Annotated in this window: 9 protein-coding genes; all 9 read right to left on the bottom strand. The window is 40.6% G+C overall.

Annotated features, from left to right (window positions below; all coding sequences use genetic code 11):
* Positions 1-4: 4 nt before the first annotated feature.
* The 9 genes from BLP54_RS00155 to BLP54_RS00105 all read right to left on the bottom strand — a co-directional run bounded on the left by BLP54_RS00155 (position 5) and on the right by BLP54_RS00105 (position 19,182).
* Positions 5-3,109 carry a sortase gene (locus BLP54_RS00155; RefSeq protein ID WP_143001974.1) on the bottom strand — a complete coding sequence of 1,035 codons (3,105 nt, stop codon included), beginning with the start codon at positions 3,107-3,109 and terminating at the stop codon, positions 5-7.
* A gap of 2 nt (positions 3,110-3,111) precedes the next feature.
* Complete coding sequence (locus BLP54_RS00140) at positions 3,112-4,407, bottom strand: class C sortase (RefSeq protein WP_176754419.1); 1,296 nt, start codon at positions 4,405-4,407, stop codon at positions 3,112-3,114.
* Between the two features lie 98 nt (positions 4,408-4,505).
* Complete coding sequence (locus BLP54_RS00135) at positions 4,506-9,638, bottom strand: LPXTG cell wall anchor domain-containing protein (RefSeq protein WP_176754418.1); 5,133 nt, start codon at positions 9,636-9,638, stop codon at positions 4,506-4,508.
* A 111-nt stretch (positions 9,639-9,749) separates the two neighbouring features.
* Positions 9,750-11,735, bottom strand: coding sequence for a hypothetical protein (locus tag BLP54_RS00130; RefSeq protein ID WP_090165575.1), 1,986 nt, complete (start codon positions 11,733-11,735; stop codon positions 9,750-9,752).
* Positions 11,736-11,747: 12 nt separating this feature from the next.
* Positions 11,748-13,895 carry a hypothetical protein gene (locus BLP54_RS15740; protein ID WP_176754417.1) on the bottom strand — a complete coding sequence of 716 codons (2,148 nt, stop codon included), beginning with the start codon at positions 13,893-13,895 and terminating at the stop codon, positions 11,748-11,750.
* Positions 13,896-13,964: 69 nt separating this feature from the next.
* Positions 13,965-14,786 (bottom strand): LytR/AlgR family response regulator transcription factor, encoded by an 822-nt coding sequence (locus tag BLP54_RS00120; protein ID WP_176754416.1) that lies wholly within the window; start codon positions 14,784-14,786, stop codon positions 13,965-13,967.
* The gene (locus BLP54_RS00115) at positions 14,767-16,101 is read right to left on the bottom strand and encodes a sensor histidine kinase (protein ID WP_090165571.1); all 1,335 of its coding nucleotides are present in this window, start codon (positions 16,099-16,101) and stop codon (positions 14,767-14,769) included. The genes BLP54_RS00120 and BLP54_RS00115 overlap by 20 nt, the downstream gene beginning before the upstream one ends.
* A 10-nt stretch (positions 16,102-16,111) precedes the next feature.
* The gene (locus BLP54_RS15735) at positions 16,112-16,804 is read right to left on the bottom strand and encodes a hypothetical protein (RefSeq protein ID WP_090165569.1); all 693 of its coding nucleotides are present in this window, start codon (positions 16,802-16,804) and stop codon (positions 16,112-16,114) included.
* A gap of 155 nt (positions 16,805-16,959) precedes the next feature.
* Positions 16,960-19,182: a SpaA isopeptide-forming pilin-related protein gene (locus tag BLP54_RS00105; protein WP_090165567.1), complete on the bottom strand. Its 2,223-nt coding sequence runs from the start codon at positions 19,180-19,182 to the stop codon at positions 16,960-16,962.
* Positions 19,183-19,336: the final 154 nt, after the last annotated feature.

Raw genomic sequence — 19,336 nt, 5'->3', positions numbered from 1 at the left:
ACTTCTACCTCTTCAAGTCAAATCTAATTGCTATTCTCTTCTCTCCTGAATAACTACATGTAAACAGTGTTAAATCCCAGTCGCCTGTCAGCATCTCATCGATTTGATCAGGCTCAAGATTCTCCATCAGCTTGCTGGTATATTCGTACTCACTTCCATCCACCAGTGTCAGCTTTGCTGTAATAACCTCCCTGCTGTCAAGGAGATTGAAATCTCCAAACTGACTGTTATAATTGTGACCCACGATTACCAGATTTCCATTTTCTCTCGTGCCATAATATACACAAGGAGTTGTCTTCATATCTGCATCTGTGTAGCTGCTTAATACTGGAAGCTTAATTCCCAGTCGCTCCACTTCAATAACGCCTATATATTCTCTGCCATCTGCAGGAACAATGGACTTATTAGGTGCCACCTCTTCCACAATCTTTTCAGTGGAGGTATCCTCCACGATTGTGATTGATTCCTCTGGCGTCACCTCCTGTTCAAAGGTTGCATCGCCTGAGGTGACCTGACCATCACTGTTATTTCCTGTCAAATTTTCCATCACCTGATTATTACGCTGAATAATCTTCATCTCATCATATACGTGATAGCTGCCAAAACCAGCACCTGCTAGAAGGCAGATCAATGAAATGACGGTAATGTATTTTACTATCTCTTTTCTTTCATCCTTGGCTTCCTGAATTGCACGGAAAATGAATCCCATCAATCCCATAAATAAAAGAATATATTCCAATCTAAACACTCCTGCCTCAGGAAGCAGTGAGCCTCCTCTGCTCCATGTGATTATATTGTTATCAAAGTCCATATCCATGAAGTAGGCTGCCGAGGTATCCATGTAGAATGCACTTAAATCAACCTCTGAAATACCTGCTGCTGCCAAACCAAAATAGTAATCGTTGGAAAGGGAGCCTATTGGCTGAGTCTCATCCACATCATCAGTGGACATTGTAATTCCTATCAGGAAGCTCTCTGTCTTGATAAGGGCTCCATCAACTACTATGGCTGAATTTACTTCCATGTATACGTTTCTGTCAGTTCTGATTCCCTCAATCTGACCATTAGGGTCAGCCACCTCGCTGTAGCATACATTATTATGAGCAACAATATAGCCATTAACTCTTAAACGGCTTCCATCCTTTAAATAAATACCTGCTGCAGGGTCCCCAGCTGTAGCACCAAGGAGTGCAACATTTCCTGTGAGAACAGTACCCGTACCTGATGAACCTATAAGGGAAAGAGTAGCTCCAGAATCAACGGTAATCATAGAGCCTACAGCTACCTGACTTTCGGAAATATATCCATTGATTGTACAATCATTGAATATCAGCTCGCCTCCTGATACAGCAAACATTGTTCCATCAAATCCAGCTGTGCCTGCTCCACCTCGAGTAAAATTAATATTGTCGATCTGTACCACTGGGTCATAGCCTTCACCATTGCCTGTCAGAGTATATGTCTGTGATATGGCAACGCTGGAAACGACTGTATCATTTATAACAATAACAGTCTTTGCCCCATCATTTGATTTACTGAGACTCTCAGCTGTGCTAAATGCCTCTGCAAAGGTTGAGCAGTAGTAGTCTGTTGCTCCTACCATCTGCAGTGTCACCTTGAATACTGCTGAGCACAAACCATAGCCCTGAACAGAATAGCCACCGATTGAAAGGGCCTTATCCATCAGAACCATACTGTTTGGACAAACAACACTACCCTCATTTCCATCTGTATAAAGACTGTCGTAAACAAAGAAACCGTTGTTAACATTAAAGGTAGTTCTGTTATCAAAAAGACTACCTGATGAATTAATCAAAAATGCATCGTTTACTGTAACTGTAGAAAAACCACTGCATAATACACCACTTGAAATATTGTAATAACCCGTTGTAAATGTCAGAGTATCTGAACCAGCAAAGAGCTGACCACTTGTACCTGAGACGCCACCCGGTCTGGTGTTATCTCCACCGTAATTAATTCCAGAGGTGGTGCTGTCCCTAAAGGTAACACCACTGCTACTGAAATCAAGATATGCTCCTGAATCAACAGAAATCCTGTGTCCTTTTACATCAATGATAAAGTTACAGTTATTTTCAACAGTAATAGTAGAGGAAACATCTATTTCATCCCTGATTTCAATAACGGGAACATAGTTAGAATCCTCCTGACTGTGAACCTCATCGGCAACTGCCTTTGCTCCATTCAGTGCCTCCTCAAGTGTAAGGAACTTTGCAGTCTTTTCCTCCCCATGAATAGAGTACTGAATAATAGCTGCATATTCCCGCTCAACACCTTTACATTTGGTGTAATCCTCGGCACAACACTCACAGCTTAAGTCCACTTCACCTTCTTCGCATAAGTACTCACAGGTACATTCCTTTTCTTCCTCTTCTTTAAAGGCACATTTGGTAAAGTCCTTGGCACATACAGGACATGTCTCATCAAACTCTGCCGAATTACAAAGTGCTGTACAGGTGCACTCTTCTTCCTCTTCCTCGCCTTCCTCTGGGTCCTCTTCCTTAGGTGAACATTCATTGTAATCCTCAGAACAAACCGGACACTCAGAATTTACTTCATCCTCTGTACAATGTGTTGTACAAATGCAGCCATTATCCTCTTCCTCCTCTCCTGGTTCAGGAGTAGGATTTACCTCTGGGGTTGGTGTTACTTCTGGATCTGGTGTTGGTGTCACTTCTGGATCATCTGGATCCGGAGTTGGTGTCACTTCTGGATCATCTGGATTTGGCGTTGGTGTCACTTCTGGATCATCTGGATTTGGCGTTGGGGTAGGATCAGCCTCTGGAACCGGCGTAACAGTTGGGTCTTCTGGATCCCCTCCATCTGAAGGTATTGGAATTGGTTCAGGTGCAGGCTCTGGAGTTTGAGCTCCACCATCCTCTCCACCACCTGCTGATGTAAGCACTACATCACCATTTGGATTAGATAAGTTTTCATCTGAGCCCAACCCGTCTGCAAGGCTCTCATTTAAATCACCATCCTCGGCAACGGTAGTCACAGAAATGGCATTGGAAATAATAAACAAAATCAGCATAGAGCCTGTTACAATAATCAATATGTAGTTCAGGTATTTCTTCCAGGCTCCTAACATGACTACTTTCCTTTCTTGGATTTCTCCAATAGTTCAAATCCTATTCGTAATTCTTCCTTGAAATAATCGTCAAGGTTTTCAAATGCATCCTCAACCTTGCCCTGGTCGATAATTTCATTTATGTTTTCAAACTTAAGATTCTGCTGATTCCTGTCTCTGTCAAATACTGACCAGTCCTGATCAACCTTCTCTAATACCTTATCATCCCACAGTCTTATTGACTCTTCCTCACTATAGTCTACTGACTCATCGTAGAAATCGTATTCATCCCAAGGTCTTTCGCTATCTGATTCTGTAAGCTTATCTGTGTGATTGAGAGTGTCATCCCATCTTCTTCTCTTTGCAAAGGTGTCTGCCTCATGAGTAACACTATCCATTTCCCAGTTTGCTCTGGTAGCCATTTCGGAAACCTTAATGGCCGCCTTACAAACCTCCTCGATATTGTCATCCCAAGGTCTTATATATGCCTTTGGTGTAGGCACTGGTGGGAAAAGCAGAACTGGTACTGCTACAAATACGAATATAGAACCCATAACTGCTGCAATAACATTTACAACCTGTTCACGGGTAAGTCCGTATTTCAGTGCTGATGAGTCCGTGTTCTCAATTACCTCCTCAGCCTTTTCATCCTCTATTCTAACTCCTCGTATCATAAGTCGATGAGTGTTCTCACCGTAAGGAGTGCATGTGACCAATGTAACGTAATCCATTTCTGGATCGATTGCTAAAGGTGATAAATCATTTGGTAATACTGTTACTATCTGATCTATCTGATAAAAGTGCTCCTCACCTAAAACGATGATGGAGAAAACATCTCCCACTTCCATTCTGTCCAGATTTGTGAAAAGTACGGCGCTTGGTAATCCTCTGTGACCTGAGAGACCACAATGGGTACCAACTCCACCTGTTGGAAGTGATGTTCCTTCAATGTGTCCAACGTACTTCTGTAATACGTCCTCTGTAGTACCATGGAAAACCGGCAGGTTTAAGCCCAACTTGTCAATCTTCAGATAACACATCATTCCACTTCCATCTACATCCAAAGTAGAATAATATTCATCCTTCATTTCCTCGGTCATGTCTGCAAAACGACCTACTGGATTTGATAAAAGTGTGGTGTTATAGTCTTCTGTTTCATGAAACAGCACCTGTCTTGTTTCCTCATTCATCTGAGCTACTGTTTCATCGTATTCATTAATTGATTTTGAACTGTTCTTCTGGTTAAAAAAGTCAGAAATGTTGGGATACAAAAGTATTCCTAGTCCCACTACGAAAACTAGGATTAAAAGTAAATTCATGTAATTGAATTTCCTTCGAACACCCATGCCATCCCTCAAAAGTAAACAGGCAGAAGGCAGTTAACTGCCTCCTGCCCATTTTTTGTTAGAATAAGAAACTACATATAACTATTTTTCTTTCTCTTGGCAAGTATTACGATAAGTACTGCTGCCATGATGATGATACCGATAATTGTGAATAACAATGTACCAATACCACCAGTACTTGGAAGTGTAAGTCCCTGATAGTTCTTTACATTAATTCCATAAATACCATCTGAATATCCCTGATAGTACTTAATTACTTCCTGTTCATTTTCTGTAGTCTTTACTGCTACTGCATCTACAATACCTTCCTGTGTTGGGTCAACCTCGTTAGCTGAGTAGAAAATAACGTCTGTGTCATAAGCTGCATTTTCTGCCATCTCATGCTGCTCTACTGACAGCTTGTTAATTTCAAATCTCATTGCCTCTGTAAGAGCGTTGTACCCCTGTGGAGATACTGTCTCGATTAATACATATGAAGCATCCTCTAATCCATCGATTAAAACACCTTCTTCTGTATCAATTGAATAGATTGTATTATCAAGTACTGTCTGCGACTCTTCACCTGCTGCATTTGTTCCAACCTGATCTGCAAGTGCCATCTGCTTGTAAACGATTACATTGTAGTGTTCCTCGTCGATATCATCTGTTCCTGCTGGAACCTGAACATATCTAAAGTAAGTATTAAGTCCACCATCAAAGGTTGTGCCTGATGCTTCAAGCTTATCAAGTGTATCAAGTGTTACAGGTGTTTCACTGTCGTCTGTAGGAATTTCTTCTGTCTTTGATGAGTACTCACCGTTAGCTGCATAACCACCAAACTTATAGAATTCCCAGTTAGAAGGTGAAGGCTCTGCTGTAAATGTAGCTGTTGTAGCGCCTTCCTTTGTCATATCAGGAACATATACATATGCTTCCTTGTAAAGATTGAACTGTGCACCGATAAGGTACTTGGTTGGATTTGATTCTCCATCAGTCTTTACAATTCTCATTCCATATGTGTAGGCTCTTACTGTATCGTCTACTGAGCTGTAATGTCCTGCAATATCACTTCTATACCAGAGGTGAACAGTATTTGTATTGTTCTGTGAGCCTGGCTGGCAATCATCTGTAACTGTAGCTTTGTAAGTAAGACCGATGTACTTATAAATCTGTTCCCACTTACCTTCCTCATTGATTTCTACAAGCTTTGAGTAATCAAATGAGATTGCAAAAATGTTCTTGCTGGTAGCTCTTGCAAATGTTCCTATAGTCTGGATTCCTGTTGCAGTCTTATAAGCACTTGTTATAGATGCGTCTGGAAGTCCTGTAGCATTTGCCTCTGTACTTGCTGTACCAGTTGTTAATAATTCAATGCTTCCTTCCTTTTCGTTGTAAACGTACCATGTAAGATTGTATACATTACCGTTCTTTACAATATGCTTGATAATGTAATATCCGTTCTTATCTGTACTATCCTTGAACCATACAACACCTTCACCAGCTTCTGATGAATATGGAGATGCAATAAGGCTTATGTATGAGTTTGCTGGAGGTGCAACCCACTCGCCAGCTTCTGTAAGAGAATCACCCAAGTAGATCTCTATAGTACTTGGATCAAGTGTGAATGCAGATGACATATCATCAGTAATATTAAACTTGTAATTTGCATTCCAGTCGTATCCAGTGTATAAATCTCCATCTTCCTTGGTGTATACAACACCGCCGTTGATTGGATAGTAGCTAGGAATCTCACCAGCGATTTCGAATGTAACTGTCTCACCAGTTCTTACTACATCATAGTCCATCTCGTTGATGCGCTTATCTACTGTCACATCAGCGTACTTAAGTGTAGCTTCAAGGTCACCTGTAAGATAGTAAACACCCATAGGTCCCTGAATCTCTGGAACTGCTGAAAGTGTAAGTACTGAGTATGATCTACCTATTGTAGGGTTTTCACCCTTGATTAAGTACATACCATAAGCAACGTTTGTAATCTTTGCGTAGTTCTCATTAGTTGTCTGATTTTGAAACTTACTAATGTACTGATCGTTAACCTTGTATGTTGTTCCTATTCCAGACTTATCTCTTGTGTTATAAGCCCATGTAAGGAAATCTGCCTGCTCCTTTGCATTTAACTCTGTAAACTGCTGTGGAGTTGTAGGAATGTTATCATTACCTGTATCAAGTGAATAGTTTCCTAAGTAGCTGTAAAGGTTTGGAACCCATTCCAAATCACTCCAGGTCATTGTTGTATCATCGTAACTTACAGATGCAATTCTATATACTGAAAGAACATCTGCTGAGTCTCTAAGATGAATAATGAACTCTGCTGTGCCATTTGGTGTTGCCTTCTGGACACCAGTACTAACTCCATCACTGTTTCCAAGGCTGATTGTTGTAGCTGCATTTGCATTCATTGAAGGTACAAGAAGTGACAATATCATCAAAGCTATAGCCATGAATGATGCTGCGTTCTTAGCCAGCTTCTTTCTTCTTGCAATTACAAATACAATTGCTCCACCCATAATAATCAAACCTATTAATGTGAATAATAATGTACCAATTCCACCAGTACTTGGAAGTGTTAAACCACTGTAGTTCTTGATAATGAAGTGGTAAATACCATCCTGGTTATCATCCTGTGTTGTTTCTCCAAGTGCGTTCTCATATACATCTGACAAGAAGCTTGCATAAGAATTACCTCTTTCTGTATAGAGCTCGTCGGAAATCTGATTTACCTCAAAGTAAATTGCTGTACTTAACTTGTTATATCCACCTGCTGGTGCAGTTTTCTCAATCATGAGATACTTATTTGGATCAAATCCTGTAAGTAAAACACCATCGCCATCAGCAACTGATGTTGTATCTGCCCAGAATAATGAGTATGCATCCAAGTGCCAGTGTGCTCCTGTATGAACTGCACATTCATTAGCTTCTACCCATCTAGGTACAAATACTACGAAATCACTTTCAAAGTCTTCTGCCTGATCCCATGACTTTCCACTAGCAATTGTCTTAGCCTTTGGAACGATGTAATCAAGAAGAATATTTCCACCGTATCCGCTATGTAATGAATTAAGTGTTTCTACGTTAGTATATAAATCTGCGAAATTATACTTATTTGTAAATGTAGCAGCTGTAGTGTATGAACCAAGCTGTCCAAATGCAGACTGGATAGCACCACCGATAACTGTTGCATCTGTAAGAGCCATCTTCTGAGTCATCTCATACTTCATTGCTCTCTGAAGTACTTCTGCATACTGTCTGTATGACTCTCCATATCTCTTTGAAATATCAGAACTGTCTACTGATGTAACAGGATAAGTGGCATCGTCGTAGAATGAGAATGTATTATATGCTCTCTCTGCTGGTGAAGAGTTCTGATCTGTATTTGCAGAACCACCACAGTATGTTGTATCTAAACGATAGATGTCGAATACAGCGCCCTCCAGATAAGGTGTCTTTCCGGATTCAAGCTGTGCTGCCTGCTGCTCTGGCTGAAGCTTCTCAAAGTCAGAATAAGCTTCGCCGTCTACCTTGACGATGTTTGCACCGTATGTCCATGCAACTACTTCATCCTCAACAGTACCGATTGTTCCTGATGTATCTTCAACATAATATGCTGTTACCGTATTTGTATTGTCGTTATTTCCAAGGTATGCTGAATCATTTACTAAAGCATCATATTTTACCTGAACCTTGCTAGGTAATGTAAAGTTTTCATCCTGAACATAGTTAGCATTTCCAGTAATCTTCTGAGCATAAGTAGCTTCATTCATAAGAGTCTCATAATAGAACTCTACTGAAATAAGGGACTTAGTTGTATCTGAAAGAACAAACTTTGGTGCATTTGAAGAAGTAATGTATGAGCTTGGAATCTGATTGTCTGAACCAAGCTGGTTGTTAATAGCTATTAAGTCATTAGTATTAAATGTATATGTGCCATTAGTCTTAGTCTTCTGAAGTGGAACCTTATTGAGCTTTCCTCCATTATTTACCCAAACAGTAATCTGTGAGCTGGAATCTTCTGTAATGTAGAAGTAAGCCTTCTGATTTTCTTCACCACTGTAATAAACAGGATAACTATAACCAATAAGAGTTGCTTCATAAGTACCATTTGCATCACGGGCTGTTCTGTTACCATACTGCTCACCTACAAGAGCTGCAAGCGGATGATACTCTCTTCCCTGTGAGTCAAAATAAGTAAGTGTTGCTGATGTGGCAATGAGGGTGAAGCCCTGTGTCATATCATCAATAGCATTGAACTTTGTATAATCAAATGTATTACCAGTCTTGTTATAAAGAGGAATGTCAATATCTACTCTAAATGAAACAATCTCACCTTCTCTGATAATATCGCTATCAGATTCGTTGATTTTCTTTCCGATGCTGATTGATTCGTTCTTAAGTGTAGCTGTTTTATTATTATCGATATACCAATGACCTGAAGGACCTGTCTGTTCTGGAATAAGCTCTACTACTACAGGCTGATAACCACCGCCTGAAGCTCTGGCTGGATTTGTAGCGTGTACAAAATACAAACCAAACTGCAGCTTGCTGATTTCATAAGCGTTACCAGAAAGACCAATTTTAACCTCTGAGCCTGAAATATCATTAAGGTTAGCTTCTGGGTCACTTGCAATCTTAGATTCAACTGTTGAACCATCAAGATGTGCAACAGCTGTCATCTGTCCAAGAGCTGTAGCATTCTTATCAACTACGATGTCATAATCTGATTTCATAGCATTGATAAGAGTGATGAGCTTCTTTTCCTTTGCAGCCTTAGCTGCCTTCTCTGCATTTTCCTTAGCCTCACCTGAAAGGGTCTGGTCTACTGTATAAGCACCCAGAGCTGTAGGAGAAGCGTAGTCTGGATCGTTGGCAAACTGCTCATGTGACTGAATAAAGTTTGCAACAGGAGTAATCCACTGAACATCAATGGATGTGATTCCGTTTGCCTCATTATCAGTAGCTACGATGTTTACCAAATTGTACAGAGTAAAGCTGTCATCTGCTCTCTTTACGTTGAGAACAAAGCCAGTTCTGTCTGGTGTGTTTGCAGCAACAGAAACCTCAGTATGATCGAAGTTCTCTTCCTGATTGCTTACACTAGTACTTCTCTGAATCAGTTTTGTGTTGCTATCAGCGTTAACAACCAATACTGAACTGAAAGTAAGAACTATAAGTGTTAGTAATGCGGCTAATCGCTTTCCTTTTCCTTTCATGATTTTTTCCTCCTTATCTGACGTAGTATATCGCATAGAATTTTCTTCTATATGCCATATAATAAACCGTTACTAGTTACAAACTAGTTACAAAGAAAATCTTTTTTATATTTATTTTTGTAACACCCTGTTTTGGTGTAACAGCTTGAGATTTTCCCGTTTTCTGGCTGCCTGAGCAATGGCTGCTGCTGCAAACAGCATAATCAGAATTCCTGCTGTACGTCCTGTTTCTTGCCCACTGTCACCAGTGGCAGGAAGATAAACCGTCTTGTAATCTAACCAGACCAAATCAAATACGCAATTTCCTTCCATATATTCCTCATCCTGCCAGTCATCTGACTCAATGATGTAGGATAACTCTGAAAGGGCAAAGCCCGGAACGTGGTCTGTCTGCACTATCAGATATTCGCCGGCTATAATTCCACCTATGGCTATCTGGGCCTCATCGTTCAGATCCAACAGTGCATATTCTGTATATTCATTAGTTACATTCAAATCAGAATCATAGATAAGCTGAACCTTATCTTTATTCTCTACTGCAACTTGTGTAACAGCTTCGTTAATATCACCTGAATAGGTGTTAGTCTTTTTATATAAGGTAAATTTGTCGTCAAGCATTCTAGGCGCTGTCGCCAAAATCTCATCGCCACTCTTCAGATAGGAATCTGCATATCCCATACAGGCAGTTAGTCTGATTCCATAGGCTGCAGCCCTTGCAGATTCTTTAATAACCGCTCTGAGATTCTTATCCAGCGGACTGACTGAATAGCTAAGACAGGTATAGATGTCATACCATCCGTCAGGTGTACTGTACTGATTCTTCTTGGCGCTGATTTTAGCCTTAAGAGTATCCAGCTCTACCGATGTATCAAGGGATACAATCACAACAGATAATCCACCTGTCTTGTAAATAAGATTGGAGGTATCCACAGAAGTGTCTCCGATAGCCTCAGTTTCCACTGTTACGCCCTCTGGGTCTGTCTGGACCTCCTCAGTGCCCTCTGCTTCTGTAACGTCCCCTGTCTCTTCGACTTCTTCATCTTCTATTGGTTCAACTGGCTCTCCTGTCTCAGCCGCCTTAGCCTCCCTAATCTCCTGTGTGGAGGTATTTCCTCCCTCACCTACAGTCTTAAGGTTCTTTTCCTCAATACTGTACTGCGTTCCATAGGCTTCATTAAACGCCTCCAGAGCAAGCTCTGGTGTGCCATCAGGTCCTGCAAGATGATTTCCGTCTATCTCATAGAAATAATCCTGAGAACCAAAGAAAACAAATTTATCACTGTAATCCCTGTAGAACTGAACATTGCTATAGCTCATTACAGTATAGGCTGAGTCAGGAAGCTTCTCCTCCCCCTCTTCTCCTGAGGCTGTAAGCTCTAAGCTGTCAGCAACATACTCCATTCCATATGGGATAACAAAGGAAACGGTAAGTACCCTTTTACCGTCTGAATACATGCTGTTGTACGATGGCATGGTAATGTCTGATGTTACAGAAACCTGATCGTCCAGCTCTGTCATAGGAACTGTCTCATTTACCATACCCCTGTCACTTGTATCATTTTCGATTGCTGTGGTCATTGAAGGAACACTGTAATTATCCTCTGTGTAGGTAATTGTTTTTTCTGTGCCAGGCTCCAATACGAACCATTCCAAATCGTATACTCTGCTATTTCCCTTAGGCAGGACGATGTAATAGCCTGCATCTGTCTCAACAGTATTTCCACTGCCAACTGCATAGGTAAAGGACTGTCCCTGCAAATTGGCCACACCTGTGGAGGTATTTCTAAGACCATCCAAAAGCAATTCACAGAACTCCTTCGCTGCCCCGGACTTCATTTTAGATAGACCTGTAGGGCTTAAATCCGCGTAGAATTGTCCTGTTCTCTTTTCAGACATCCAGGAGGTTACGGCAAAGGCCCATGAGTAGCTGGCTGAGGATTCATCGTAATTACAGATACGATAAATCTCCACCAAATCTCCAACCTCCAGTCCCTGAAAGATTATGCTGGATGAAGCTGCAGCATATGAAGTTGTCCCCCTTAGCATCGAAAGTATTAATGTAAAAACCACCAACAATGCCTTCGTCCTTTTTTTCATCCTTTAGCTACCTCACTGAGCAAAGAATAACCATTTAACGTTTCCATATCCTGATGGCAAACGGAATTGAATAGATTTATCCTCTTCAATATTGTTTGCTTTTACTAAACGTTCATTATCCACAATCATGTCTGTATAGACATCACTGTTGTTTAAATAATAGATTGTTGTTCCCAATACTTTATTTCCTTCAAAGAATACTGCCTGTATAGCGCTATCCTGTGAAGAATATTCTGCTTCCCAGTCCAGAGGCTGTGGTATATCTGCTACCGGATCCTCCTCCAAAGCCTCGGCATCACCACAATCTGTTGCTACTATTTCAATAGTAAATTTAGCAATATCTGGATTTACAGGCTTTTCTCTTGTGAATATCCAGCTTTCCCCAGGATTTAAAACAGCTGATTTGGAAGTCCCCATTTCATTCCATATCAGACTGCTTCCTTCACCGTCATCCACATAGACGAAATAGTAATAGTACAGCTGAACAAGATAAGATTTTTCACTTCCAGCTGCATTATGAATCAGGATGTACTCATCATTAATCTGATTCAAAGAATCATAACGGGAATAAATAATATCCTGGTTCATTATTCTGTATTCTACATTTCCGTAGTCAGTCGCATTTGTCTTGTATTGTTCATTAGGAAGAGGCAATGAAAGTATTGCACTCATTGCTGCTTCTTTAATCTTCTCCAATATCTCTTCTTCCTGAGGAGTCATCTGTTGTGAGCTCTGCTGGGAAGTATCTTCATTTTGATTTACATATTCATCAGTCTTTTGGGTTAACCCCTTAAGAGACTCTGTAATTTCATTTATTTTATTTGAAATATCTTCAAACACTGTCGCTGGCGTTGGCTCCGGAGTTGGAGTTGGTGTTGGTGTCGGCGTTGGTGTTGGTGTAGGTGTCGGTGTAGACGTTGGTGTCGGCGTTGGCGTTGGTGTTGGTGTTGGCGTTGGTGTTGGCGTCGGTGTCACCTTTGGGGTTGTCTTTGGAGTTGGTGTTGGTGTAGGTGTTGCAGTTGGTGTTGGTGTAGGTGTAGGTGTTGCCGTTGGCGTTGGTGTCGCCTGCTGCTCACTGACAGTCTGACCTGTTGAACCAGAGGATGAACTGCTGGATCTTAAACCCCCGGATGAACCTGATGAACCTGAGCTAACTGTTGAGCTGCTTGATGAATCCTCAGAACTTGTTACAGGCTCTGGCTCCTTAATCTCACCGAATTCCTGACTATTACCAGCTGGGATACTAATAGTATTGCTATCTGGATCCACGATGTTAATATCAGCATTTGTATTGTTATAAAGGTTTGTTAATACGTTGTTGCTTGTAAGAAGTATCTTGGTATCCTCAGCACCCTCCTGCATGTAAACATCCACTGTGCTACTGGAGCTCATATCAAGTGGCACCGATGTCTTTACAACGGAGCCGTCTGCTCCACTTTGTACTCTCACTGGGATAAGCTCTGTTCCTGCTCCTGACAGGGCCAGATTTGTCTTACTGAATACATCCAGATTTTCCAGATGACCGTTAACACTTACCGATGCAATAGACTCATCTGCCTCAAGAGATAACTCCTTTACAGTTCCGTATATTTCTACTGCAAGTGTTGAGCCATATGAAATATTAGATATACTTTCAACTACTCCGTCAGACTCCACAATAACATGGCTGGCAGCTGCTTGAAGGATAATGTTATTACCATTGGCATGCTCCACCCATGTATTAGCTGAAATCTGAGATATATTTATGATATTGAAATTGGCATAGTTCGACACTTCAGTGTATGGAGCGTCAACATTCAAAGCCACCTGACTGTAATCACCAGCAGGAATCTCTATAGACTGCTCCTCTTCAGACTGAATTGTAATAGAGCCAATTGATGCATCATCAGAAGACGCAGTAAGCTTCTCATCAAGCTCCTGCTGATTGGTTACAATAATACTGCCGTCATCAGTGTAACTATCTGTAACAGTATATGTGTCAACCACTTCCTCAGTAACCCCCACAGGGATACCCAGGCCTTTGTGTCTGATGGCAATAATCGCTAAAACTACAGCCAAAACTACAACTGCACTTACCACGAGGGCTATAATTATGGACTTTTTTTCATCTTTTTCGAAGGAAATCATACCGCCCCTTCGAACCATTTTGTTTTTTGCCATAAAAAATCCCCATAGACTAATTCCATGTTACATGAATTGTAGTCTATAGGGTGTTACAAACTCGTTACATCACAGCATATCCAGCAAGGTTCCCAGTGTTGTCTCTGCCCATGGATATTGCATCATATATTCCTCTGAGAAAGATTTCTTTGCTTTCTCATCTCCCTCAAGGAATTTCAGGTAATCACAGGACATGGACTTTATGTCCACGCTGTAGCAATCCATATCGTTACGGAGGAAATTTGAAATACCTATATCCTCCATGCTCTTTCTAATATCGTTGGCAAGCACCCTTATATAGCCCTTCTTCTCTTCGTTGTCCTCGTCCTCCTCCCAGAGAGCACTTCTAAGCTCTCCTGTGGAGACCATCGCTCCTTTTCGATCTATAAGGTAAGCCACCATTTCCTTGGATTTTTTTCTGGCGAAATGAACTGGATTGCCCTTGTGGAAAATCTCGAAGTTTCCAAAACAAATAACCTCCAGCTCTTTTCCTCCCGATTTGTCGGAAGCCTCTGATGATGCCCCCTTGCTTCGATTGGCTGTGAGCCTGTCGATTGCCGCCTTCATGTCATCCTTTGACACAGGCTTTAGTATGAATGCCTTTGCCGTAGTCTTCCAAGCATCCAAGCTATAATGGGCATAGCCCGTACAAAAGACTATATCCACATCTGGATTAATCTCAGAAAGTGACTGTGCCAGCTTCAGACCATTCATTCCCGGCATATCCACATCTGAAAAAACCATATCGACATGGTGCAGCTTCATCTGCTCAATGGCTTCAAATGGATCTGAAGCGGTATAAATAGCCGCACTGTCACCCACGATTTCCCTAAGGGTGTCCTCCATTCCCTCTACTATAATTTTTTCATCATCAACTATCAGATACTTCATCCTTCTTACCCTTAGGCACATGGACTATAGCCTTACAGCCCATTCCCACCTGAGACTCAACCTCTAAGTATCCATTAATCATAAATTTAAGTCTGCTGTTTGTATTCTTTAATCCCACATGATTTCTGCCATCATCAGTTTCCAGCTCTGTAGAATCAAAGCCTACTCCATTGTCTTCAACCTTTGTGAGATATTCATCTTCATTTTCGTATACACGAATTGAAACCCTGCCTCCCTCTGATTTCTTTGCCACACCATGACGCACTGCATTTTCTACAAGGGTTTCTATTGAAAGAGGAGGCACGCTAAAGTTCTCACAAGAAACGGCTATCTCTACCTCCAAACGGTCACCATAACGAAGCTTTTGCATATACAGATAATGGTTTATAATCTCCATCTCCTCTGTGATAGGGATACATACGTCCATATCATAGGCATCTATATATGAGCGCAGGAATGTGGAAAGATGAACTACAGCTTCTGATGCCAGCTCTGGGTCCTTCCTGCACAAAAACTGAATAACATTCAAATTATTGTAAATAAAGTGAGGCTGAATCTGAGTCCAAAGCATATAGTTTTTAAACTGATTGTTGACGCGCTCATACTCTACCAAATCTTCAGCCTGCTTCAGCATTCGCTGATTTTTTTCAATCTCATAAAACAGATACATCAGCATCAAAGAGATGGTGATGGAAATATTTATGATAGATGAAACCTCCCCTGTCACAACCATAACTACAGCACTACAAACAGGAAAAGACAGATACACCAATAGCGCAAAAAACTGTAGCCTGCTTATGTATTTGCGATAATAAAAAACTATAAACAAAATGAGGGCAAAGCAGGCAAATACTGGGATTAATGCAAGCACATAGCTCTCTCCACGGTGATAAATATTATCCTTATCAAAATAATATATCCTGTGTGTATACTGATCAAAAACAAGGACTACGATGGAAATAACCATCAGAAGTATTCCTAAATACTTAAATAACACAGAAAACTTTCCACCATTATTTACAATCACCGCTTTAAGGTACGCCAAAAAGTATATTTCTAAAAGATAAAGTGTTAAAAAAAGGCCAAAGTTAGCTACTCTGAGAATCACTCTGCTAACATTTCCTGGTTCTCCATTATAAGTAACAGCAAACATATCAAATACCAAAATAATGGTATTCATAAGCAAAAGGTATCCCAGCTGGATATTTTCTCTTTTTTCAACTGTCTTGCCACGGTCAATGGAAAAAGCCGCTATAAGGCAAAATAGCGAGCCCCACAGCTCCAATGCACCGATTCCGACACTTCCTGGTAGCATACTGACCTTTCTACTTTATAAGTGAAATAATAAAGAAGCACATCAAAGCAAGAAGAACAACTATTCCTATTGAATCTGCAATAAGGAAGGTGCTTACAGAAGCAAGCTTCTGTAACACATCGCCAATAGTCTTTGTGCCAAATTTTTCTGCCAGAGTTTCCTTCATACTCTCTGCTGCCAAGCCTACCTGCTCCTTCATAGGCTCTGAATAATCCAGATTGTCCTGCAAAGTTTTTAATCTCTCTTCAATGGCCTGACACTTTGCCTCCACAGGCATATTTACCTCTTCAAGCTCATCCCTTAGTGAAGATTTAAGCTTATCAAGACCATTTAAATTTTCCATTCTTGCAGACATATCATTCAAGGTGGCTGTGATTGCTGTCAAAAGCTCTACATTGTTCTTCTCTGCCTGCTTAATAGCCATCTTAAGGTCCGCATTTTCTGCACGTCTATTTTCAAGGGCATCCTTCAGATTATAAACTTCCTTGCGAAGACGATCGATTTCCTCTCTAATCTGTCTCTCGTCCATGTAGTCTCTGTCGCGGCCTCTGTCATTATTTCTGTCTCGGTCGTAGTCACGGTCCCTGTCATAATCTCTGTCTCGGTCACGTCCTCTATCCCTGTCGTAGTCTCTATCCCTGTCTCGGTCATAATCTCTATCTCTGTCGTAATCACGGTCCCTGTCATAACTATTATTTGGCATGTCTTTTACCCCCTGAATCATATATTTAAAGACACAATAACCTAAATTATGCTGATAAAATTGTAGCATCAAAAAAAGTTCATTCTGTTTCTGAACTGTGAAAAAATATTAAAGCCAGCTCAGATGCTGCCATCTGAACTGGCTTTTGAAAAGTCTTACATATATGAGCTTGAATCCATTTTTCTCTGTCTGATAATCATAAGCACCAGGGCTGATGACATAATAGAAATACCTATTACTGTGAAAAGAAGAATACCAATACCACCTGTACTTGGAAGTGTCAGACCCTTGTAATTCAATACTCTAAGTGATGTTATACCATTTTCAATAAGCTGCTTGTTATCGTCGTAGCCATCATAGAAGCCACATAAGCTTCCGTTAAATTCAAGCTGTGCTGTCTCATCGTCAATGCGATTAATTGTAAAGAGGATATCCTCTGCTAAAGCGTTATATCCGCTAGGAGCCTTTGTCTCCATCAGGATATAGTTTCCTTCATCAAGACCAGTTATGGTAACACCTGCTTCACTTGCCACTGATGTAATTGAGCCATCAAATGGTGTGCCTGTATTGATGTGGCCTGAGGTATATTTTGTAAATACGAATGCAAGAACATCTCCTTCCTGATATTCTACTCCTGTCTCTGTTGTTCCTGCCTCTGTCTTTGTCTCCTCATATGTGTAATAAATAGTCTCGTCCCTGTTCTCTTCTATGTCCTCTTTGATTTCCTCGTATGTAAACTCAAGCTTATCGGTTTCACTTCCACTCATATCTGCCTGCCATACGAATTCATCATCTATCTTCTTGTATGTATTTACTTCCTTGTAAAGATTAAACTGTGCACCTGCGATTGGGTCATCAGTATCACCGTCGACCTTGATAACCTGAAGTCCATAGCTGTAGCCTCTTACAGTATCACTTATTCCAGAAGTACCCTCATAAACTATTGTAGCTGTGTTGTAGTTGTTCTCTGAATTAACCTCCACAGCATCTGTAACAATTGCCTTATAGGACATTGTTACTATTGCAGAATCATAGCTTCTTCCGTCAGGATCATCCTTAATCATCTGCTTTAAAACACCAACATTGATGTTTAATTTCATGTATGCACAATCTTTGTTGTCAGAATTAGTTTTTGTTCTAACTGGATCCAGTGTATAAACTGGTGCAGATATTTTTATAGCATAATATGTCTGACCATTTTCATATCCATCCAAATCAGCCAGATGCTCACAGCCTGATGTGTAGTCAGCAATATTTTCATCTGTAAGAACGAAGTAATCCACATCTGCAGTTAAACCACTGCGGTCATATGTAGAATCTGCTATTTCATAATAATCAAAATTAGTTGTAGGGAATGGCTCTGCCACTGAACCAGCCATAGAACCTGTTGTAGTAAAGCTAATATCTCTCTCATCAGCCTCACCATCATTATTTGCATCGTAAATAGTAAATGATGGGCTCATGTAATCCTCAATATACATTGAATACACCTGATCCATTGCTCTGGTGTATGTAACTCTGTCGCTATATAAAGTAGGAAGTGTGATATCGATATCAAAATCAACAATCTCACCTATTCTTACTGCATCAGCCTGCTTGCCATTAATCTTCTTGTCGATTGTAGCATCAGCAGCCTTAAGCTCTGCAAAGTATACTGAATCCACGTAGTAATTTCCCTCAGGGCCGTTTACTCTTGGAGTGAGGTCCTTTACTACAGGAGTAAATCTCTTTGCATCAGCCTTAACCATAACTGCATAGATACCGAGCTCAAGATTATTAAATGAAACCTCAAGTGTTTCTGCATCATCTGCAAGTGTGACACTGTCTCTATATGGATCCAGCTTTCCAGTATATACTGTATTTCCATCAATCTCTTCAGATGAAGAACCATACTCAATTACATTTAATGGCTCCCTGCTATCTCTGTTATAAAGAAGATATTTGTAAAACTCTGTCCATGTAGACTGGCTTGCTGAAGAAAGATTCTTTGGATTTGCATAGGCAGTCTTTATTGTTCCATTTGTAGAATATGTATCATATGTGCTGAGCCAGTTTGAAACCTCTGGTACCCAGTAAGGATCTGAATATTTCTTTGTAACTGTGTCGTAGCTTACTGCTGCAACCTTGTAAATTGTAACTGTCTCCCCTGTGGCTGTGAGCTTTACAACAAGATTTGTAGTAGCGCTCTCACTGTCCACCTTAATAGTAGTGGCTGCTCCAGTGCCAGAAGTGTTTGCTCTGTTATTCAGAGAATCCACCTGAAAATCTGCTGCCAGTGTCTGAATAGCAAACATAGGAAAACATGATATTACAAACACCATTACAATTATGAGACTGAATAGTCTGTTTTTGTTTGTTTTTGCGCTTGTTCCCTTCATATTTCCACCTTCCTATCACCTGCAAGTAAGGCTACTATCTTTATGATGACATCATTTTATACTAGGGGCTGTTACAAAGCCGTTACATTTTATAAGTATTTTTCTTTGTAATTTACTGTAATCAAAAAATACCCAGAGGATATTTAAATCCTCT

Origin of the sequence: Pseudobutyrivibrio sp. 49, from assembly GCF_900100545.1 — a bacterium.
GTDB lineage: Bacteria > Bacillota > Clostridia > Lachnospirales > Lachnospiraceae > Pseudobutyrivibrio.
This window is presented reverse-complemented; position numbering and strand designations above follow the sequence as displayed.